Origin of the sequence: Mesorhizobium sp. M7A.F.Ce.TU.012.03.2.1, from assembly GCF_004006095.1 — a bacterium.
GTDB lineage: Bacteria > Pseudomonadota > Alphaproteobacteria > Rhizobiales > Rhizobiaceae > Mesorhizobium.
In genome coordinates this window covers 251,935-273,812 of sequence record NZ_CP034779.1, presented here as the reverse complement: position 1 = coordinate 273,812, position 21,878 = coordinate 251,935, and the positions used below count along the sequence as shown (strand labels likewise).

The window sequence follows — 21,878 nt, the reverse complement described above, 5'->3', positions numbered from 1 at the left end:
ACGATGGACAGCGTGAAATTCAGGGTGGCGCTTTCGGGTGATTTCCGTAAGCCGGACGGCTCGCCGATCTATCCAGATTTCGATCTGGAGCCGCTGCGCAATGCGGCAGGCGTCGAGATGGTGTTCCTGGAATCGAACAGTCCGCTTCGCGCCGACCAACTTGAGGATTTCGATGCGCTGATCCTTCTCGCCCATCGCTTCGATTCCACGAGTGTGCCCAGGAGCGGCCGCCTGGCCGTCGTTGCCCGCTTCGGGGTCGGCTACGACACTGTCGATGTTGAGGCCTGCACCGCCGCCGGCATTGCCTTGGTCATCACGCCCGATGGCGTGCGACGGCCCGTCGCCGTATCCGTCATCACCTTCATACTGGCACTGACCGGCAAACTGCTGACAAAGGACGCGCTCACCCGCAAGGGACCTCATGGCTTCCAGGAGCGCTCGGAACATATGGGCGTCGGGCTCGTCGGGCGTACGCTTGGGTCGCTGGGCATCGGCAACATCGGCGCCGAGGTCTTCCGCTTGGCGAGGCCCTTTGACATGCAATTCATTGCCCATGACCCGTTCGCTGACAAGAGGGTTGCTGCCGACCTGGGCGTCGAACTGGTCGGGCTGGAGGACCTGTTTCGCCGCGCCGACGTGCTGTCGGTGAGTTGCCCGCTGTCGCCGCAGACCCACCACATCGTCAATGCTGAGCGGATCGCCCTGATGAAGCCGACAGCTTACCTGATCAACACCGCGCGCGGCCCGATCGTCGACCAGAAAGCGCTGACACAAGCGCTGCAGGCGCGCCGCATCGCGGGGGCCGGTCTCGACGTGCTCGAGCAGGAGCCTCCCGATGCAGACGATGCGATCCTCAAACTCGACAATGTCATCCTGGCGCCGCACGCGCTTTGCTGGACCGACCAGTGCTTTGCCGGCAACGGTGCCGCCGACGTCAAGGCGGTGATCGAGGTGCAACACGGTCGCGAGCCGCGCGGCGTGGTCAATCGCGAGGTGCTTTCGAGCGAGCTGTGGAAGACCAGGCTCTCGGGGCTCGCGGCCCGCTTCGGAACCTAGGAGGACGCTGATTTTTGGTGCGCCGCCGCGGCCCCCTTGCGGCGACTTTACGGGAGGAATGCTCGACCGCCGCGCCCGCGGACGAGTGAGGCAAATGGAAACGGGAGGACCAAGCACTATGAACGATCGTGACAAACGTGACTTTCAGGCAGGTCTCGAAGCAGAGGTCGACGCCTTCATGCGCGGCGAAACTACCCGCCGAACTTTCATAACCCGCTTCGGTCAGATGACCGGCATGTTGGCTGCGTCTGGCCCGATGCTGGGCATGATGACCGATTGGGCGGTGGCGCAGCAGACGCTGGAACTGGCGGACGCCACCTCGCCGCTCGGCCAAGCGCAGGCTGCAGCCCTGAAAGCATCGAAGGAAGGCCCGGCGGACGGTTCCGCCTTTCGCGCGGTGGAGGCCGCCAAGGCGCATTCGGGCGTCACCCTCAACATGACCTACGAGGCTGGCCTGCAGGCACTCGATCCGCGCAATTTCAGTGGGCCGATGTGGGAGCAGCTTACGGGGATGAAGTCGAATGTCGTCGAACTGTCGAACCCGGACCAGTACTCCAAGGCGGTCGCCGAGCACATCGCCGGCTCAGGTGCCTATGACGTCCTCGACGTCTCGCCGGCCTGGACACCATCGCTTGCCGATGGCGGCGTCATCGCACCTCTCGACGACTACATCGCCAAATACATGAACCCGGCAGACCTCGAGGACTATCACCCTCTGTACAAGGCGCTGCCAACCTATAAGGGCAAGATCTGGGGGTTCTTCGACGACGGCGACATGTTCGCTCTCTACTACCGCAAGGACATTTTCGAGGATCCGAAGATGATGGAGGCCTACCAAGCAAAGTTCAACGCCAAGCTTGGACCGCCGAAGACCTGGGAGGAATATGCCCAGATCGCCCAGTTCATCACCGACCAGATGGCGCCAAAGGTCTATGGCGCGGGACACTTCCGCAAGGCGGGCAGCCCCGGCAACCAGTTCGACTTCCTGCAGCAGTACCGCGCCAATGGCGGCAAACTGTTCGGCGACGACATGAAGGCGGGCCTAGTTTCGGACGCCGGCGTCAAGACGCTGACCAACATGCTCGCGGCGAACAAGGCGTCGATCCCCGGCAACAACGAGCTCGACGCCGTCTCCCTGTGGGCGGCCTTCCTGACCGGCAAAGTCGCGATGATCTATTCCTGGCCTCCCAGCGGCCGCATGGCGGCGAATTATTCGCAGTCCGCCACGGCGATCAACTTCATCCCACAGTCCCAGATCGCTGGCAAGGTCGGCTATGCCGTCGTTCCGGGCAATCCGGAACATGCCACCGGCTACAACAAGGCGCTGTCGGCGGACTCGCCCAACCCCGAGGCGGCGTATCTGTTCATGCAATGGATATGCTCGCCACCGGTCTCGCTGGCGCGTTGCATGCTGCCCTATGCGCTACGAGACCCGTACCGCATCTCGCACTTCAAGTCCGAACTCTACGGCGCGCTCTTCCCAAGTGCCAAGGAGTACCTTGCCAATCTCAACAACTCGGCAAATGTTGGTCTGCTCGACCCGATCATGCCAGGGGCGCAGGACTACTTCTTGAGCATCGACCGTATGTGCACGGCGGTGTGGGCTGGTGCGGATCCGAAGGCGTCGCTGGAAACGGCGGCGGCCGAGTGGAACGAGACGACCGACCGACTGGGTGTAGATTCGCAGAAAGGTTTCTACACCGAGTTCCTGAAACTGCCTGGCGCCACCGCCGACAACACGGTGGAAAAACTTGGCATGGCGGTCACCCTCTGAGGGGAGGCAGAGCCTGGAGCAATTGGTGTTGCGGGCGCTTGGCTCGCAACACCTCGCCGAACCGCTAAGCAGCCTTTTGGATACACCGATGCAGCCCACCGCCACGATTCACCGCTTGAAGGCCGCCGGCGCACCGCCCCGGCTATCTGCGTTCGCCCAATGGGCCGACCGCCATTTCAAGTGGCTGCTGGTCGCGCCCGCGGTGCTGCTGATATTGGCGCTGTCGATCTATCCGCTCCTGTTCTCGCTGGTCGTTTCCTTCATCAACTACGACTTCCAGGTGCCGGGCCACGCATTTGTCGGATTGAAGAACTTCGAGCGGGTCGTGTTCGATCCCGTGGCACGTTGGTCACTGTTGCTGACGGCATGGCTGTCGGGCATCAGCGTCGCTATCGAATTCGTGCTCGGTCTCCTGGTGGCGCTGACAATGGTGCGCAGCTTTCCGGGCCGCGGCGTGATCATGTCGATCCTGATCGTGCCGCTGTTCATCAGCCCAGTCATCGTCGGCCAGGCCTGGACGCTGCTTTTGCAGCGGCCTTTCGGACCGACCAATTATATCCTGACGCAATTGTTGGGGCAGGAGGTTACGATCGGCTGGATGACCGAGCGCCCGTGGCTCTATGTCTCGCTCATCATCGCCGATGTCTGGCAGTGGACGCCATTCATGTTCGTCATCCTGCTCGCTGGCCTGACCGCAATTCCTCCCAATCTCTATGAGGCGGCAGAACTCGACGGGGTCAACGCCTGGCAGGTCTTCTGGGCGATCACGCTCCCCCATCTGGGGCCGATGATGCTGCTGGCGCTGACTTTCCGTCTGCTCGACGCCATCCGTATGTTCGATACCATATTCATCATGACAGGCGGCGGCCCGGGAACACAAACGTACACGGCCTCCTATTATCTCTATACCGTCGGCTTCACGCAGTTTCATCTGTCGCAGGCAACGGCCGGAAGTTGGCTGTTCCTGATCTTTACGGCGCTCATCGTGGCGTTGCTGGTACGCCGGCTTTTGAAGGTCGATCCGGTCTGATGGCCGCCGTAGCGCCCGCCCGCCGCAGGAAACGCCGGTCGTTGCCGATCGGGCGAATCCTGCTTTTGGGGTTCTTCCTGGTGTTCGTGCTGTGGCCGCTCTACTGGATGTTCAACACCTCAATCAAGCCCAGCGACGACTACCTCACCGTACCGCCTGTCTGGTTCCCCGCGGAGCCGACGCTTGTCCACTACGAAGCCGCGCTGTTCACCTATCGCGGTCTCGACGGGCTTATCAACAGCCTGATTATTTCGCTTTCGGCCACGGTGCTTTCGGCACTGTTCGGCACGCTGATGGCCTATAGTCTGGCGCGCTACAACACGGGTGGCCGGCATCTGTCCTTCTGGGTGCTGTCGCAGCGCTTCCTGCCACCTATCGGCATCGTCCTACCGGTATTCCTGATCTACCGCGGCGTCGGGCTATACGACACCCATATCGGGCTGATCATAGCCTACACGGTCTTCACGCTGCCGGTGTCCGTTTGGATGATGTTCGCCTATTTCCGCGGCATGCCGAGGTCGATGGAGGAGGCGGCCCTCGTCGATGGCTGCACGCGATGGGAGGCTTTCTGGCGCGTTGCCGTGCCGCTGGCCGCGCCCGGCATCGTCGCGGCGGCTGTCTTCGCCTTCATTGCCTGCTGGACCGAGTTCTTCTTCGCGCTGATTTTGACAAGCCGAACTGCCTTCACGCTGCCAACGGTCTTCCGCGCCTTCATCGGCTTCCAGGGCGCACAATATGGTGAAGCCGCGGCCCTTGCCATCGTCTCCCTCGTGCCATCGATCGCCCTTGGAGTGCTTGCTCAACGACATCTCGTGCGCGGGCTGACGCTCGGCGCCGTTCGCGGATAGGGAAGGGTAGGCATGGCCGAAGTCAGAATCACCGGCTTGCACAAGCGCTACGGCGCCTTCCATGCGGTGCGCGGTATTGACCTCCACATCCGCGACGGCGAGTTCACCGTTCTGGTTGGTCCGTCCGGCTGCGGCAAGAGCACCCTGTTGAGGACCATCGCCGGACTGGAGGAGAGTTCACAAGGCACGATCGAGATCGGCGGCGAGGTGGTCAATGATTTCAGGCCGCGCGACCGCGACGTGGCAATGGTGTTCCAAGATTATGCGCTCTATCCGCATATGAGCGTGGCCAAGAACATTGGCTTCGGCCTCAAGGCTCGCAAGATGCCGAAGCCAGAGGTGGAGATGCGCGTTGCCGAGGCGGCGCGCATGCTTGGCATCACTCCCTTGCTGGGGCGTTTTCCGCGCCAACTGTCCGGTGGCCAGCGCCAGCGCGTCGCCATCGGCCGCGCCATAGTCCGCAACCCCCGCATCTTTTTGTTCGACGAGCCGCTGTCCAATCTCGACGCACAGCTTCGCGACGAAATGCGCGGCGAGATCAAACGCCTTCACCAGGACATTGCCACAACGATGATCTACGTCACCCATGACCAGATCGAAGCAATGACGTTGGCTGATCGCATCGTGCTGATGCGCGACGGGCTGATAGAGCAGCAGGGCGCGCCACTCGAGTTGTTCGAGCGCCCGGCCTCGACCTTCGTCGCTGGGTTCCTGGGTTCGCCGCGGATGAGCTTCCTGCCAGGGACCCTTGCCTTGGAGGGAAGCACCGCCGCCATCCGGCTCGCGGACGCACTGCTGCCTTTAGCGCCCGGCAGGGGGCTGCAGGGCGTCGCAGACGGACAGAAGGTGCTGCTCGGGTTGAGACCGGAGCACCTCACTCGTGCGCACGCTGCCACGCCGGCGCAGGGCACGTTTCGCTATGAGGCAACAATCGACCTGCTGCAGCCGACCGGCTCGCGCAGCTACGCGACATTCCGACTTGCGGGTGCGCCGGTGATGGCGGAGTTGCAGGCGCACGACGTCAGCCGTCCTGGGGAAAAGCTGGCGATCGACATCAACATGAAACGGGCATCGATCTTCGACGCCACGACGGAGCGGGCACTTTGACCTCGACAGCTTCTCTGGCAGTCCGCTTGTGTGGCACCGAACAGCTAGAGGAACCGCTGCGCACACTGCGCGCCGGCTCCTTGTCGCTCGCGTTCGACAATGGGGCGTTGCGTTACATCCGCATTGGGACGATCGAGGTTTTGCGCGGAATCTCGTTCCTTGTACGGGACGAAAACTGGGGAACATGTACCCCCGTTCTCGATGATCTGCGGATCGACGAGAGGCCGGATGCGTTCGCCATTGAATACCGCGGAACATGTGCCGCAACATCGGGCCGCCTGGTTTACCGGGCCCGGATCTCGGGCAGTAGCGATGGCGCACTGTCGTTTGTGGCAGAAGCAGAGCCCGAGACCGACCTTTTGACCAACCGGACCGGCTTCGTCGTGCTGCATCCGATCGCGGCTTTGGCCGGCAAGCCGGTGAGGGTGCTGCATCAGGATGGTCTCGAAAGGCTTTCGCTTTTTCCAGACGTTATTGATCCTGAATGTCCGTTCACTGACGTGCGCGCGTTGTCGCATGAGATCGCGCCTGGGATCTGGGCCACCTGCACCATGGATGGTGATGCCTTTGAGATGGAGGACCAACGCAACTGGTCTGATGCCTCCTATAAGACCTATGTTCGTCCCCTGCGTCGCCCGTGGCCATACAGACTGCCCAAGGGTGAGAAATTCACGCAGGCCGTCCGGCTTCATGTGTCGGGGACGCTTTGTAGAGGGACGTCTGAAAACCCCAACCCACCGATCAACGTGACAATTGGCGGACCGGCCGGCCGGATGCCTCGCATTGGCGTCGGCGTCGCCGCCGGGGAAGCCAGGCACGCCCTTGAAACCTCCGATCAAATTCGGCAATTGGCTCCGCAGTGGATGGTCTGCCAGGTCGATCTCCGTCTCGGCCACGGTCACGATGAACTTGAACGCTACGCAGCGCTGACCCGGTTGATCGGGGCAAGCGTCGTACTGGAGATCATAACCAGGGGAACGCTGGATCCGTTCGGCGAGTTGAAGCCGGTCGCGGACGCTGTCCGTCGCCTCGGCCTCGCTCCAGAGGCTGTCTGCGTCTTTCCGACGCAGGACATGAAATCGGTACAGCCGGGAGCAACATGGCCGGCGATGCCAAGCTTCCACGAAAACTACTCCGCGGCGCGCCGGGCTTTCCCGGGTGTAACGCTGGGCGGCGGCATGGCCGCGTACTTCACCGAGCTCAATCGCAAGCGCCCGCCACGCGAGGCGCTCGACTACGCGACCTTCACCACCTGTCCAAGCGTGCACGCTGCAGACGATGTGTCGGTGATGGAGACGCTTGAGGCCATTCCCCATCTGATCCGCTCTGCCCGTGCCTTCATGGGCGAACGCTTGCCCCTGCGTGTGGGCCCCAGTCAACTCGGCTGCCGCGAGAACCCTTACGGAGCCTCCACGGCGCAGAACGAAGCGAACGGTCGCGTCTGCCTCACCCGCATCGATCCTCGCCAGCGCGGGCTGTTCAATGCGGCCTGGATCATCGGCTATTTCGCGGCCTGCGCTCGCGAGGGCATCGAAGCCGTCGCCTTCGGTGACTTCACCGGCCCATTTGGTTTCGTCTACAGGAGAGGCAATTTCGCGCAGCCGTGGTTCGACCAACAGGATGGCCCAATGGTGTATCCCGCTTTCCATATCATGGCAGGCCTATCAAAGCTCGGTGGCGCCAGTCTGCTGTCGGTGGGAACTTCCGGAATTGACAGCATCGCGGCGATCGCCGCCGAAAAAGACGGGAGCACGACGCTTTGGCTTTCTAACCTTACTGCCAAGAGGCAATCCGTGCGGCTTTCGGGTATGCCGGTCGGCGCGCGCATTTGTCTTCTTTCTGCCGACCATTTCGAGCGGGCGGCCGCCGATCCGAACTTCATGGGAGGGTTCGGACGACAGTTGGATGAGCAATTAATTCTGGACGCCTACGCCGTGGCGCGGGTCGATCTGCACGGTTCGTGTTCGATTTAGCCCCGCGTAGGTGGATTGAGGCGTTGATCGCCCGACGCTTCGCAGCCGAAACCGCTGAAGCCGGGCTCGGCCAAGGTTTCGCTGAAGACTATACTGGAAAGTCCGGAAGGGCGCTGATCCACATTACTAAATAGCTGCTAAAAACAAGTAGCATAACATGGATACTGGTACGTCTGGAATTATCTGGCATTTCACGGGTTTACCACTCCGGAATTATGGGATCGCTTGTGGAAGAACCGGTCGACCGGCCGTGGAACGATTTTTTGCCCATCGGTCAATCTGACGCCAGGCGGCCACCAGGGCGCCGGTCCGACTTTCTGCGACGCACGAAACGGACACGAGTAGCGGCAAAACGAACGGGCTCCGCGAAGTGCACCTGTAGCCCTTTTGTTCGGATAGCTGGTAACGGGGTCAAAAGGGGGTTGGCTACTGCGCCATTCAGTAGGTCGGCACGTCCGGACGAGACTGGGGCAAGGCAATCTCTCCAGGGCGTACCATCACATAATCCTCGAAATGATAAGGGCCCATCTGTACAGGCTCCAAGCTCTCGACGGTGAAGCCTTGCGACTTGTAGAACGCGATGGCTGTCTCATTGCGATCGCTTACGTAGAGGGCCTGCGGGTGCTGCCTCCCGTAATGGTCTCTGATCGTCGCGATAAGCTGCTTTCCCAGCCCCATGCCCCGAACGGACGGCAGCAGGTAAAGCTTTTTGATCCACAGCCGCCCGTCTTTCAAGTAGGCCGACGCATAGCCAATATCTTTCCCATCAACCGAGGCGATCCAGTACAGGTGGCCTCGCTCGCGCATGTCCGCGCCAAGCGTGTTAAGCGAATACATGTCCGCTACCATTGGTGGGATCAGGTCGGCGCCGATCAACGGCGCATAGTGCGCTGGCCAGATGATCAGAGCCAGATCCCGGACCCGGTTCAGACCTGCCGCGTCGATCTGTGCAATATCGGCGTTCGCCACGTGCCCAACCCCTGTGAAATCCATTGCCCCGGCTGAACATTACGCAATGCAAACGCGTTCGCAAGGCAGTGTTCATAGAGGGCGGCCGGCGCCAAGGGTTGGGAGTTATGGGTCTCGACGCCGGCCAAGCGGACGCTCAGGCCCGCCGCCTATCCTAAATGGCCGATTCGTGGGCGTGCCGTTATGGTGCGATCGCGGCAGGGAACCCCGTTGACCAATGCTTGCGCCACTCCAATTCCCGCAGACGATCAAGCCTACAGAATTCGCTGATTGTCCTAGTTTAATTCTCCGGCCGGGGCGCTCAGCGAGAGCGAATGCCTGCAGGTTCCTGACCTTGACGGTTTCCTGATCCGCATTGGCATAATCGAGTAGAACGCCGCTCTGGCGATATCCTTGTTGGCCGTTTTGGGATGCTCTTTCGAGCAGCCTTGAAGAGTGCTTGGGCGACATCTCCGGCGTGACCATCTCGTAAGGGTTTCGCTAATCGCACGCGTCTCACTCGCCTTCAAGACAAGTTCCTCTGCCCAGGCGCGCTGCCACCACATCAATGACCAATGCTTTGAGCCAACAAATATAGGTCTCAATATGTGAAAAGCCCCACCGGCAGGGAGCTGAGGGGGCTTGCCCTAGGAGGAGGTCGCGCTTTGGCGTTCATGCTCACCACCGGAAAGTTACGACGACAATGTGGCAACGGATGTCTGTTTCGGGCGCGGTTCGGCGAAATTTCCGCCAGCGTCCCGGATTCTCGCGGCGGTCCGGGCTCTTCTCGCGCGGCTTCTCACACTTCGCGCGCTATCGAACCGCAAGTCCAAGCACCTGGCTGGGCGCTCGGGACGGCCCAGCACGAGCGCTCAGGAAACTCTCGTTGCATTCCTGCTGGGCGCTGCGGCCGGTGCTGTTGCGGTCGCCGATGATGAGCTGCGGCATACCTTCATCACCTGGTTGCGCGTCAATGTGAAATACCGATTTTCACTCTGTTGGGGCCTCGACGCTTTTTTGCTGGCCGGAGCGCTGACTAGAAGGAGAGGTGAACGGCGGCCTTGCGCCTAATAAAGGTCGTCAAAGCCCAACTCGACGTTCGTCAGAAGCGGACCTTGAGAGCGCCTGCAGAAGGCACCGGGGGGCAGTACTATCACACCCTCAGCACAAGTGCCCCGGTTGTCCTCCTAGCCTCGAGGTCGCGATGAGCGTCGGCAGCCCGTGCCAGATCATATTGCCTGGGCGCGCCGATCTTGATCACACCTTGGCGCAAAGCTGCGAAAAACCGGTTGATGTGAGGACCAAGCTTTTCGGGGCTGTCCGTGTAATGGGCGTAGTTCGGACGGGAAATGGTGATCGACTTCGAAGAGAACCTACCGATGTCCCAATTTCCCACAGGTCCCGAGGCCTGACCGAAACTGACGAGATGGCCACGGATACCCAATGCGGCCAACGATCCACCGAACGTGTCATTGCCGACGGCGTCATAGGCGACATCTGCGCCCTTGCCTTCGGTCAAACGCATGACGGCCTCGGCGAAATTCTCTCTGGAGTAGACGATCACGTGATGGGCGCCGAGGCGTTCCACGATCCGGGCCTTGTCGTCGCTCGAGACGGTGGCGATCACCGTCGCGCCGAGATGGCGTGCCCATTGCATCAGCAACTGGCCGACCCCGCCAGCTGCCGCATGGATGAGCACGAAGGACCCGGGCTTCACGGGATAGACGTCGTGGAGCAGGAAGCTCGCGGTAATGCCTTTCAACAGACCTGCCGCGGCAGTTGCATCGGCAATATCGTCCGACAAGTGAACCAAAAGGTCCGGTGCCATGTTGCGTCGTTCGCAGTATGAGCCGACCGGCGGGCATGCGTAAGCAATCCGGTCGCCGACTGAAAAGCCCGAAACTTCGGGGCCGACCGCTGCAATGACGCCTGCGGCTTCCATGCCTGGAACGGCTGGCGGCTGCAGGAGATCGAAATAGCCGGTCCTGCAATAGACGTCGATGAAGTTGACCCCAATGAATGTGTGACGGATCTGGACCTCGCCACGCGATGGCGGCGCCAAGCCGATCTCCGCAAGCCGCAGAACCTCCGGTCCTCCGTGGCGCTCGACGAGGATCGCTTTGGTCCGTGTGCCCTGGGCGCTGGCTCCAGGCGGCTCCAGCTGGCGCATCTCGGGGATCAACCGCGCTACTGGTTGCTCTGACGTGGTCCTGGTTGGTCCGGCAACCGGCCTTCCGTTCAAGAGCCGGCGAACGGATTCAAAACCGGCTTGGTAGATGTCTTCGGTGACCAGCTTGACGAGTTCATCACGGCGATGCGCCGGCGGATGAAACTCCGAGGACCATTCCCAGAAGGTGGCGTTGCCGTCCGTTACCGGCTTCAGCCGGATCGACGCGACATACCCCATCAAGGGCAACGGCGCTTCCAGCAGGCAGTAGCTCAGCCGTCGATCCTTGTCGGACAATGCCAGGAGTTGTTCGCGCAGTTCGCTGCCATCCGCAAGCCGGAAATGGCGCACGGCGCCGATCGCATCGGCCGCATCACCGCCCTCGATCTCGCTGAAGGAAATTGCCGGATGCCAGCGCTCATGCCCGTTAAAATCGCGCAGAACAGACCAGACGTCCTGGACAGGCGCGTTGATGATCGTGCTCTGGCAAACCTTGACCATTCGTCGATGTCAGCGCGCGAAGCGCTGTTTGAGCGCCGTGAAGGCGCTCTGGAATACGCCCGTGCCGATCTGCTGCATCAATACGCTTTCACGCTCGGGTGCACAGTCGAACTCGGCCTGCCATTCGGCGAACGTCATGTTGCCGTCGGTGACAGGGGTCAGGGAGAGTGTGGCTATGTAGTTCTCGATCCCCATAGGGCTTTCCAGCATCGCATAGCTGCAGGATAGGTCGTAGTCAGACAGAGCCAGCAGTTTCTCCCTGATCCGGCCGCCGTCCTTCAGCGTGAAATTGCGAATGCAGCCGATCTGGTCCGGATGCGCGTTCTGTTCGATGCGGCTCTCCGCTACGAACGGCGTCCAGCTTGGCAAGCCATTGAAGCTTCGGACAAGTTTCCAGACTTCCACAGCTGGCGCATTGATCGTCGACGACACATAGATCTTCGGCATTGGGTAACCCTACGGCTTCACTGGTCGCGATCGTCATCGTCGGTTTCCTTGCCGCTCTTTGCTTTGCCTTTCTTGTCGCGGCTGAGGCTGGCTATGTCCTTGGCGTCTCGCAAAACGTCCGTCATGCGGCCGAGCGATCCGCCCTCGATGCCGATCTCCTTCATCAGATTGTCGATCATCGGCGCCTGCACCCTGTAACGCAGCGCTGAATCGATGACCTCGTCGGTGACGTTGCGGCTGCCGCCCTGGCCACCGTTGATGCCCTCGACATGCAGGATCTTGATGCCTTCGATCTTCTCCATCGGCTTGACGCTCTCGCGGATGATGCCTTCCATATGGTCCAGCAACTTGCCGCGCAGGCGCCCCGCGCGGGCTTCGTCGGAAAGCAGGTTCTCGGCCTCGTTGAGCTGCCTGTGACCGGCGGCGTCGACCTCGTAGCGCTGGGCTGCGGCCAGGGCATGGATCTTCTCCGCTTCCGCCGAAGCGACAGCAGCGATCTTCTGCGCTTCCGCCAGGCTCTTGGCCGCCTTCATCTCGGCGTCGGCGGCCGAGGTGATGCGCAGGGCATCGCGCTCGGCTTCCCGGGCGGCGCCGATGAGATCGGTCAGCTTGCGGCGCTCGGCAATCTCGCGCTCACGGGCGGTGAAGGCCTGTTCCTCCGCCTGAATGGCCTTTGCACGAACGGCTTCCGATGCGGCGATCGCGGACGAACGCTCCTGTGTTTTCTTGGCGATGTCGATAGCCTTCTGGATCTCGGCGATCTCGATCTTCTGGTCGCGATCGACACCGAGCTGGCGCATGTCGCGATCCTTGATCAAGCGGGCCTCCTCAATGCCGCGCTCGGTGGTGATGCGGGCGCGTTCCACCTCTTCGCCGGCAGAAATCTCGGCTTCCTCGAACGCTTGGCGCTTGGCGATCTGCAACGCTTCAAGGTGGCGCTCGCGAGCGATCCTCACCTCGTCAATGGCGCGCTCCTGCGCGATGCGCGCGGTTTCCGTGGCCTGGTTCTCAACAATCTCGGCGCGGCGCTTTTCAGCCTCTGCCTTCGTGACTTCCAGCGCCTTCTCTGCCAACGCGATCTGTCGCTCAAGCTCCGCGATCTCGAGCACCTTTTTGCGCTCGATCTCCAGTCCGCTCTGCGCGCCTTCGCGCTCGATGCGGGCCTTTTCCAGCGACAGTTCCAGGGCGATCTGCTCCCGCTCTGTCAATTCGCGCATTTTCATCTCAGTTTCATCGAGGGATCGGCGGCGGGCGATCTCGCGCCGCTGTGTGTCCTCTTCGCTCTTGATCCGCTCTTCCGTGATGTTCCTTTCCTGATTCAGCCGGGATTTTTCGACGGCTTCGCGCGAGGACAACTGCGCCTGTTCCGATTCCTGGTCGCGGAGCGCGCGCTCTATGGCCAGCTCAGAACGTTGCGACGCACGACGGATTTCGACCTCGCGCTCCTGTTCGAGCCGGGCATATTCGGTGTCACGGTCGATCTCCAAAACCTTGCGCTGCGTATCGAGGTTCTGGTTGCGGATATCGACGAGGGTGCGCTGTTCAATCTCGTTGCGCATCCGGCGGCGAGTTTCGATGGATTCCGTCAGTTGCGTCAGACCCTCGGCATCGAAAGCGTTGGACGGATCGAAATACTCAAGGCTGGTCTGGTCGAGGTCGACGATAGCGACACTCTCAAGTTCGAGGCCGTTTGCGGCTAGCGATTCGGAGGCAAGCGTGCGCACCTTGGCCGCATAGTCGCCGCGCAACTCGTGCATTTCCTCCAGGCTCATCTGCGCAGCGATCGTGCGCATAGCGCCAGCGAATTTTCCCTCAAGCAATTCGCGCAGGCTTTCAGGCTGCAATGTGCGTCGACCAAGTGTTTGCGCGGCGGCGGCGACCAATTCGCGGCTTGCTCCGACCCGCACGAAGAACTCGGCGATCAGGTCGACGCGCATCCGGTTCTTGGTGATCAACGCGTGAGCGTCTTCGCGACGCACCTCGATGCGCAGCACGTTCATGTTGACGGGAGTTATTTCGTGCAGGACCGGTATGACGAAAGCGCCGCCATTGACGACCACTTTCTCGCCCATGAAACCGGTTCGCACGAACGCAGTTTCCTTGGTGGAGCGGCGATACAGCCATCGCAGGATATAGACAGCAATCACGACGATGATCGCGGCGACGATCAACCACAAAAGGAACGTGCCAAAAGTCTGCGCGGCCATTTTTCTACCCTCCCAAACAGGATGCGATCGACCGAAGCCGACCGGCTTGATTTTCTTGAAGCTGTCGAACTGCAGATCGGGTCATGCGCGCCTCTGCAGTTTCGGTCCGATTGCATGGAATGCAGTGATCACCGCATCGATGAATGGCGCATCGTTGATGTTGGATCGGACCCGCTGAACCACACGCAGTGAGGTCTGGCGCACGGTTTTCTGGATCGCCTCGAACAGCGCATTGTCGGCTTCCGGATCGTGGAATGGCTGGCCGGGTGCGTCGAGCATCGAGACGCCGCCTTCGGGCAGGAGAAAGCGCACAGGCCCGTTCATGGAATTCAGCCGCGCGCCGATCCATTCGCCAAACTGCCGGTTTTCGTCCCTGGTGGTGCGCATCAGGGTGACGTTGGGATTGTGGACGACGAACTTCCGACTTTTGAATTTCTCCGGCACACTGTCGCGCGGACCGAAATTGACCATGTCTAGCGCGCCGGTGGATCCGACATAGGGCAAGCCCGTGCGTATCGCCGCACCGAAGCGATCGTCGCTTGCCGGGAACACGCCGCCGACCACCATGTCGGCTATTTCAGTCGTTGTCAGGTCGATGAAGGCCGACAGCATTCGGGAATCGGCGAGGTTCTCCATGGCCCGGCCACCAATGCCTGTCGCGTGGAAAACCAGGCAGTCATAATCCGCTTCCAAACGTTTGGTTACGGCCTGCACTGCGGGCGTGGTGACGCCAAACATGGTGATGCCGACAGCCGGACGTGCCAGCTTTCGTTTGGCCTCCCAGGCTTCGCCGGAAGGCAACTGTGCGACCATACCCGCCATAGCGTGCGCAGCGTTGCCCAGGACGGCCTCGGTGATCGAGTTGAGGCCCTGAACATCTGCGACCGAGTGGAACATCATGATATCGGCGCCACCGACATATTTGCCGACGTCGCCGGCTGCGACAGTGGACACCATCAGTTTGGGGATGCCTACCGGCAGGGCGCGCATACCGGCGGTGGCCATAGTCGTTCCACCTGAGCCGCCGGCTGAAATCACACCGCCGAGGCGTGGCTCGCGTTCGATCCAGCGGGCAAAGGCCTCGGCCATTGCCGCGACCGAGCTACCGCGGTCATTCGAAAACACCGCCGCCGATCCTCGCGCATGCATGCCTGCGACCTGCATAGCGGGAACGTCCGCGCTCGACGGTCTTCCCGAGGTGGAGAGGTCGACTGTGCGAACGGGGATCCCCAGCGATTTCAAACGATCGGCCACGAACCGCAGTTCCTTCGCCTTCGTGTCGAACGTTCCGGCGACAAGAACGGTGCGGCCGATCCGCTCGGCGAAGGGGATGGCGAAGACCTTTTTCAGTTCGTCTCGAGGATTGTGTTTTTCGACTGCCGCTTGGCGCATGGCTGCAACCGGCACGTTCCACCGGTTTGGCAGCTCAGTGACCGGACGAAAGACCCCATTCTGAACCACCGGCTCTGTGCGTGTGCCTGCCCGATCAATGCGGTAGACCTCCGCCAGTTGCTCTTGCGCTTCGGCAATTGCGGCTGGAGAAACAGCAGGTTCATCGGAGTGGCGGCCAACGCCGAGCAGGCGTTGCTGCAAGTCGCGATCGGCAGCAAGAGCCGAGGCTTCCATGACCCGGTTGATGCGCCCGTTGACCATGATCGCGACGCGGTCCGACACCGCCGTTGCAACACCGATATTCTGTTCGATGACGAGGATCGCCATCTCGCCTTCTTCCGCCAGGCTGACGAGCATGCGCTCGACCTGTTCGACAATGACCGGCGCCAGCCCTTCGGTCGGCTCATCCATGACCAGCAGTTTAGGGTCGCTCAGCAGCGCACGCGAAATGGCCAGCATCTGCTGCTCGCCACCCGACAGTTGAGAGCCGCCATTGCTCTTGCGTTCCGCCAGGCGCGGAAAGGTCTGGTAGACACGCTCGACCGTCCAGTTGGCGTCGCGTTTCGACGATATCCGCAAATGCTCATCCACGGACAGGCTTGGCCAGACTCGCCTGCCTTGCGGGACGTAGCCGACGCCGAGGCGGTGGATCTCGTGCGGTTCGAGCGATGATATCTCTCGACCGTTGACTCGAATGGAACCGGATTGTGCGCGCTTCAGGCCAGTGATGGTGTTGCACAGTGTCGTCTTGCCCATGCCATTGCGGCCGACGACCGACAACACGCCGGTTTCCAAAGTCAGCGAGACGCCCTGCAGCGCATGACTTTGGCCATAGTAGACCTGAAGGTCCTCGATCTTGAGAACCGCCTTGCCTGAGGAAGCGGCGCGCTCAGCCATGCTTGCCTCCAAGGTAGATTTCCTGGACCTCAGGATCGGCCTCGATCTCCTGGGGCGTGCCTTCCTTGAACAGTCGGCCATTGTGCATCATCGAGACATATTCGGAGACACGAAGCGCCACGTCGAGATCATGCTCGATGATGACATAGCCGATGTGCTTGGGAAGGCCGTTCAGGATCGCAACCAGATCACGGCGCTCTGTCGGGGACAGACCGGCTGCGGGTTCGTCGAACAGTATGAAACGCGGTGCGCCGGCGAGCGCCAGAGCGATCTCCAGCTGTCTTTGCTGACCATGGCTTAGCGTCGCCACCAACGCGTCGCGGTCGCCGTCCAGATGCACGGCGTGGAGGATCGACTCGGCCTGAACCCTGTTGACGTCATTCAACCGCGGCCGAAGCAATGAGAACCGGCGGCGCGACACTCCACGGCACGCTAGGAAGATCGAATCCAGAACCGACAGCCCCTTGAACAGCTGCGAAATCTGGTAGGTCCGCCGCAAGCCACGCCTGATGCGTTCATGTGGGGGCAGATCGGTTATGTCTTCGCCGAAGAAACGGATGCGCCCGGCGGTTGGCAAGAAGTCGCCGGTCACCGCGTTGAAAAGCGTCGTCTTGCCGGCGCCGTTGGAGCCGAGGACCGCGCGCCGTTCACCGGCCGCGATCCTCATATTGATGCCGGAGAGCGCCACCAGAGCACCGAAGTGACGCGCGACGCCGTCCAGTTCCAGTGCGTAAGCACCGGTTCCTTGCAGACGGGAAGCCATGTCATTCTCGGCCACTGGCGCGCGCTCCTGCGTTCGACCGATTATGGGCAGTTCGGATTGTCGCGGCTCACCGCGCCCAGCGCCGTGAAGTCCGCTTCAGCGATGCCGAGTGTCTGGTTTACCTGCGGAACCACTTTGATCAGCTTGTTCAACAGCGTCCCGTCTTCGTTTTCAGTCACCTCCGTCAGGAAGATGTCGGCAATCGCATTGCGGTTCTTGTCGAGCGAAACCTTGCCCGTCGGCGTCTCGAAAGACAGCGACGAAAGGGTTTCGCGGAGCTTCGCACCGCCATCCGACACATCGCCACCGACCTTGTCGAGGCCAAGCAGCGCGGCTTTCATGTTGATGTAGTAGGCATGGGCAAACAGCGACGGCGACGGGAATGCACCTGGCTGCTTTTTGTAAGCCTCGACAAACTTGGTCCAGGAAGGGGTGTCATTTGTATCGGCCGTCGGACCGGCCGAAGGCGTTCCAACGAGCACGTCCCGCAGCTTGCCCTTGGCCGTGAGCACCGTCTGATCGACCGTGATCGAGCCTCCGATTAGCGGGGCTGCACCGCCGGACTGTTGGTATTGAGTGAGGAAGTTGACGGCATCTGCACCGCCGAGTGCCACATAGATTGCGTCGACATTGTCGGGGATGGCAGCGATGACCGATGAGAAATCCTTGTTGCCGATCGGCACCCAGGACTTCGATGGCACGTGCCCGCCTGCCTTGCAGAACTCGGCCATGAAGCCGAACACCTGCGTGTAGGGGAAGGAGTAGTCCTCCGCCACGGTCGCAACGTTCTTGTAGCCTTTGTCCTTGAAGGCGTAGGTGCCGAGGCCTGCCATCCATTGCGCGCCATCGGTTCCAAAGCGGAAGAAGTTCGGCGCGGGATCCCGGAAAGTCGTGTCCTGGGCAGCAGAGGCGCCATTCAGGAACGTGACGGTCGGTTGGGTCTTGGCGTAGTCCTTGACGGCCAGACCTTCGTCGCCGGAAAGCGGACCGATCAGGACCTTGACGCCATCCTGTTCGACCAGCTTGCGGGCTGCGCGCACCGCACTGTCGGGCGACGCATCGGACGATCCCTTGACGATCTCGATTTTTTTGCCGGCCACGGTGCCGGCGACCTCTTCCACGGCAGTCATTGCGCCGCGCTCGCTATCTTCGCCAAGCACCGTGAAGGGCCCTTCGAAGGTCGCAAGCAGACCAATCTTGATGGTGTCGTCAGCAGCGAGAGCCAAGGACGGAGCGGTCAGTCCGCTCGCCAATGCCAAAGCCAGTAATGTGCGTCTGTGCATCTTCATTATTTCCTCCCTTGATTGACAGAGTTATGCAGTTCATTCCGCCCGGCCGTCACAGGCCGGGGCGCAAGGACTCCTGAGAAAAGTTGGGCTTGAACTTTGCCCACAACCCAAGAATTCCGTCTGGTGAAATGAAAACGATCACCAGGAAGACCAGGCCGATCAGCGTGTTGAAACGCTCGGCCCCGACGAGATCGATCGCGAACGTCTGCATCAGGACGACGACGAGGGCGCCAAGGAACGGCCCGATCGGATGCCGCAGGCCGCCAATGACAGCGATGATCAGAACATCGATTGCAGCGTCCACACCTATGGTGCCGGGCGAGACGCGGCCGTTGAACCAGACCAGGAGCACACCGGCCAAGCCACCTATGATGCCGGCCAGGAACCAGGCGAACACCTTGTGCGCGGTGACGTTGAAGCCCAGAGCGCGCATCCGGCGCGGATTGTCACGGATCGCCTGCAGGGTCAGCCCGAACGTTGACCTGGAGCCGTAGAGGATCGCGGCATAGGCGAGCACCGAGAACCCAAGGCACAGATAATAGAACGCCTTCGGATCGCGCCAGTTCACGCCCCAGAAAGCTGGGGCGCGTATGCCGGCATAGCCCGAATGACCATTGAAGATCGCGTAGTTCTGCTGCGCGAAGTAGAAGGTGGCGGTGGCAATCGCCAGCGTGATCATGATGGTGTAGATGCCTTCGGTGCGGACCGATATCCATCCGATCAGGGACGAGGCGATCGCCGCGATCAGGATCGCAACCGGGGCTGCAATCCACCACAGCCAGCCAAAGCCAAGAAGATGGCTGTTGTTGTCGCCGAAGATCGCGATGCAATAGGCAGCGATGCCGGCAACGGTGATCTGAGCCAGGCTGACCATGCCGCCGTAGCCGGCGAGCATCATCAACGACAGCCCAAGCATGCCAAAGATCAAGGAGTAGCCGCCGATCTGCGTCAGGAAGAAATCCGACGCCACCAACGGATACAGAACCAGCGCGATGCCGAGGAGAATGTGGCCCGCGCCAATTTTGTCCAGCCAGTTTGGCTGGGTTGCGACGGGCGTGGATTGGAGGCTTATGGTCATCGTGATTTGCCCATGATGCCTTGCGGCCGGATCGCAAGTGTCACGACCATGATGATGAAGGTCAGCACGACGCCATAGGTCGGGAAGTAGACGAGGCCGAGTTGCTCGGCCAGACCAATGAGAAGCGCGCCTATGGCTGCGCCTGATATCGAGCCCATCCCGCCAACGATGACAACCACGAGCGAGGCCAGCAGGTAACGAATGTCTTCGCCCGGCGCGACGGACAGCGCCGATCCGCCAACGACGCCGGCAAAGCCGGCAAGTCCGGCGCCGACCGCAAAGACGATGGCAAAGACCGCATGCACGTTGACGCCGGACGCCGAGAGCATCGCGCGGTCGTCGACGCCGGCGCGGATCATCATGCCGATGCGGGTCTTGTTCAGCATCAGCCACAGGCCGATGCCAATGACGATGGCGGCGGCCAGCACGGCTATCCGATAAAATGGGTAGGTAAGAAAGACCGATGCGCCGTTGGATCGGACTGCCGTTATAACCGGCAAGGTCACTGCACCGTCCAGCCATTCCGGCACCGCGATCTGGTAAGTGCCGCCGGCCCAGACGGCAAGCATCAGGTCGGCAGCGACAATGGAGATGCCGATGCTGACCAGGGTTTGTCTGAGATCGTCACCCTCCAGGCGACGGAAGACGACGACCTGCATGACGACACCGATCGCGGCCAGCACGATGAAGCCGGCAGCGACCCCCAGCAGCCAGTAACCTGTGCGGCTCGCCACTTCGTAGCCGATGTAGGCGCCGAGCAGATAGAGCGAGCCATGCGCCAGGTTGACGTTGCGCATGAGGCCGAAGATCAATGTGAAACCGCTGGCAACCAGAAAGTAGAGACCTGCCAGGGTGATGCCATTGAGGATGGCGCTGACAAAGGCTTTCTTCGATATCAGGATCGCGTTGAGCCAATCCGGCCAGACGGCGAAAACCAGCCATGCGACGAGCGCGGCGACCAGGAGCCAGAAAAGGCCCCACGCCTGCCGGCGCGACACGCCGCCGCCCGAAATCCCGGACGAAGATGGCCGGTCCAGGATACTCATGCAGTCAGCCGACGGCGCTGTTCGTTGATGCGCGGCGCCTTATGGAATTTGCCGTCCTTCATGATGGCGAGGATGCGGTTCTTGTCCTGCAGGATGCGCACGTCCGAGATCGGATCACCGTCGATCAGCAGCAGGTCGGCGAGATAGCCTTCCTTGATCAGACCGAGCTCGTCGCCCATGCCCATGATCTGGCCGCCAAACTTGGTTCCGGCCTGGATCGCTTCCATCGGTGAGTAGCCAAGCATCTCCACGAACGTCTGGATGTCCTTGGCGTTGGTGCCTTGCGGCGTCCACGCAAAACCATAGTCGCCGCCGATGCAGACGCGGATACCGCGCCGATGCATCTTCTTCATCGTATCGATGCACATTTCGAGCTCCCGCTCATATTCGAGCGAAAGTGGCGAGCCCGGCTTGATGCCCCATTGCTCGGCATGGCGAGCAGTGTTGATGAGCCAGGCAATGCCGGGCGCAACGAAGTGCTTGTCCTTGGCTGCTTCAAGCATGTCGAGTGCCTCTTCGTCGGCGAAAGAGGCATGGTAGATGTTCTGGATGCCGTGCCTGATGCACTGCTTGACCGATCCGGATGAGCGCGCGTGCGCCGACAACACCTTGTTGCGACAGCGTGCCTCCGAGGCCGCCATGGCGACCTCCTCTTCGGACATCGGTGTCTCTTCGGCGCCCATGCCGGTGATGCTTTCACCGGACAGGTTGAGCTTGATCGAGTCGACGCCGTATTTGATCAGCTGGCGCACGGTGCGCCGGATTTCTTCCGGCCCCGAGACGACGATGCCGAGGTTGAGACCTTCATGGGGGATATGAGACGGCGACGAATCTCCGAGGCCTCCCACCGTGGTGATCTCGGGTCCAGCTGCAAGGTAGCGCGGGCCAGGAAACCGTCCCTGATTGATGAACTTCTTGCACACGACATCCAGCCTGGGCTTGGCTGCCGCAGCACCTCGGCCGGCTGTAAAGCCCGCGTCCAGCACGAGCTTGGCCATTTCCATGGTGACCAGCATATGCTCTTCGATTTCCATCATCTGGATCGGGTCGATGCCGGGCGCATTGTTCCAGGACAGGTGCAAATGGGCATCGATCATGCCGGGCATCAGCGTCGCGCCCATGCCGTCGATGACCGTCGCACCGCCACCATATGACGGTGACGATGATGAGCCAAAACGTGACGAACCCTTGGTGATCTGCTTGATGCGGTTGCCCTGCACCAGCACTTCCCCGGTGTAGGGATACTCACCCGTCGCGTCGAGCACGCGCACATTGGTGAAGAGCGTGCCGCCCGAACCGTTTCCGTTCCAGCTGTCTTCTGCCATCTTATCCTCCCAAAAACTTTCGAACGCGCA

At 61.2% G+C, this 21,878-nt stretch carries 16 protein-coding genes; 6 read left to right on the top strand and 10 right to left on the bottom strand.

From position 1 onward, the window contains the following. The first annotated feature begins 3 nt into the window (after positions 1 to 3). From EJ079_RS01375 to EJ079_RS01350, 6 genes are all read left to right on the top strand, one after another. Positions 4 to 1,056, top strand: a complete 1,053-nt coding sequence (locus EJ079_RS01375) for an NAD(P)-dependent oxidoreductase (RefSeq protein WP_127807860.1) — start codon at positions 4 to 6, stop codon at positions 1,054 to 1,056. A gap of 118 nt (positions 1,057 to 1,174) precedes the next feature. Then, positions 1,175 to 2,830, top strand: a complete 1,656-nt coding sequence (locus EJ079_RS01370; RefSeq protein ID WP_127807859.1) for an extracellular solute-binding protein — start codon at positions 1,175 to 1,177, stop codon at positions 2,828 to 2,830. An 88-nt stretch (positions 2,831 to 2,918) separates the two neighbouring features. After that, the gene (locus tag EJ079_RS01365; protein ID WP_127380542.1) at positions 2,919 to 3,860 is read left to right on the top strand and encodes a sugar ABC transporter permease; all 942 of its coding nucleotides are present in this window, start codon (positions 2,919 to 2,921) and stop codon (positions 3,858 to 3,860) included. Between the two features lie 41 nt (positions 3,861 to 3,901). Beyond that, positions 3,902 to 4,708 (top strand): carbohydrate ABC transporter permease, encoded by an 807-nt coding sequence (locus EJ079_RS01360; protein ID WP_245481795.1) that lies wholly within the window; start codon positions 3,902 to 3,904, stop codon positions 4,706 to 4,708. A 12-nt stretch (positions 4,709 to 4,720) separates the two neighbouring features. Then, positions 4,721 to 5,815 carry a sn-glycerol-3-phosphate ABC transporter ATP-binding protein UgpC gene (gene ugpC / locus EJ079_RS01355; RefSeq protein ID WP_127807858.1) on the top strand — a complete coding sequence of 365 codons (1,095 nt, stop codon included), beginning with the start codon at positions 4,721 to 4,723 and terminating at the stop codon, positions 5,813 to 5,815. Further along, entirely contained in the window at positions 5,812 to 7,788 is a 1,977-nt protein-coding gene (locus EJ079_RS01350; RefSeq protein WP_127807857.1) for a hypothetical protein, read from the top strand. Before ugpC ends, EJ079_RS01350 begins: the two co-directional genes overlap by 4 nt. Positions 7,789 to 8,226: 438 nt before the next feature. Here EJ079_RS01350 and EJ079_RS01345 read toward each other — a convergent pair whose 3' ends face one another. The 10 genes from EJ079_RS01345 to EJ079_RS01295 all read right to left on the bottom strand — a co-directional run bounded on the left by EJ079_RS01345 (position 8,227) and on the right by EJ079_RS01295 (position 21,848). Further along, entirely contained in the window at positions 8,227 to 8,757 is a 531-nt protein-coding gene (locus EJ079_RS01345; protein ID WP_164873703.1) for a GNAT family N-acetyltransferase, read from the bottom strand. A 1,132-nt stretch (positions 8,758 to 9,889) separates the two neighbouring features. Continuing rightward, positions 9,890 to 11,404, bottom strand: coding sequence for a zinc-binding dehydrogenase (locus EJ079_RS01335; protein ID WP_127807855.1), 1,515 nt, complete (start codon positions 11,402 to 11,404; stop codon positions 9,890 to 9,892). A 9-nt stretch (positions 11,405 to 11,413) separates the two neighbouring features. Further along, entirely contained in the window at positions 11,414 to 11,851 is a 438-nt protein-coding gene (locus EJ079_RS01330; protein ID WP_127395521.1) for an SRPBCC family protein, read from the bottom strand. A gap of 17 nt (positions 11,852 to 11,868) precedes the next feature. Then, the gene (locus tag EJ079_RS01325; protein ID WP_127395522.1) at positions 11,869 to 14,058 is read right to left on the bottom strand and encodes a flotillin family protein; all 2,190 of its coding nucleotides are present in this window, start codon (positions 14,056 to 14,058) and stop codon (positions 11,869 to 11,871) included. An 81-nt stretch (positions 14,059 to 14,139) separates the two neighbouring features. Then, positions 14,140 to 16,347: an ABC transporter permease gene (locus EJ079_RS01320; RefSeq protein WP_127807854.1), complete on the bottom strand. Its 2,208-nt coding sequence runs from the start codon at positions 16,345 to 16,347 to the stop codon at positions 14,140 to 14,142. Beyond that, positions 16,340 to 17,110: an ABC transporter ATP-binding protein gene (locus tag EJ079_RS01315; RefSeq protein WP_127318638.1), complete on the bottom strand. Its 771-nt coding sequence runs from the start codon at positions 17,108 to 17,110 to the stop codon at positions 16,340 to 16,342. The genes EJ079_RS01320 and EJ079_RS01315 overlap by 8 nt, the downstream gene beginning before the upstream one ends. Before the next feature lie 41 nt (positions 17,111 to 17,151). Further along, entirely contained in the window at positions 17,152 to 18,399 is a 1,248-nt protein-coding gene (locus tag EJ079_RS01310) for an ABC transporter substrate-binding protein (protein ID WP_127807853.1), read from the bottom strand. Between the two features lie 49 nt (positions 18,400 to 18,448). Then, positions 18,449 to 19,477 (bottom strand): branched-chain amino acid ABC transporter permease, encoded by a 1,029-nt coding sequence (locus tag EJ079_RS01305; RefSeq protein ID WP_127807852.1) that lies wholly within the window; start codon positions 19,475 to 19,477, stop codon positions 18,449 to 18,451. Beyond that, the gene (locus EJ079_RS01300; RefSeq protein WP_127807851.1) at positions 19,474 to 20,523 is read right to left on the bottom strand and encodes a branched-chain amino acid ABC transporter permease; all 1,050 of its coding nucleotides are present in this window, start codon (positions 20,521 to 20,523) and stop codon (positions 19,474 to 19,476) included. Before EJ079_RS01300 ends, EJ079_RS01305 begins: the two co-directional genes overlap by 4 nt. Then, on the bottom strand, positions 20,520 to 21,848 hold the full coding sequence (locus tag EJ079_RS01295) for an amidohydrolase family protein (protein WP_127807850.1): 1,329 nt from the start codon (positions 21,846 to 21,848) through the stop codon (positions 20,520 to 20,522). The genes EJ079_RS01300 and EJ079_RS01295 overlap by 4 nt, the downstream gene beginning before the upstream one ends. Positions 21,849 to 21,878: the final 30 nt, after the last annotated feature.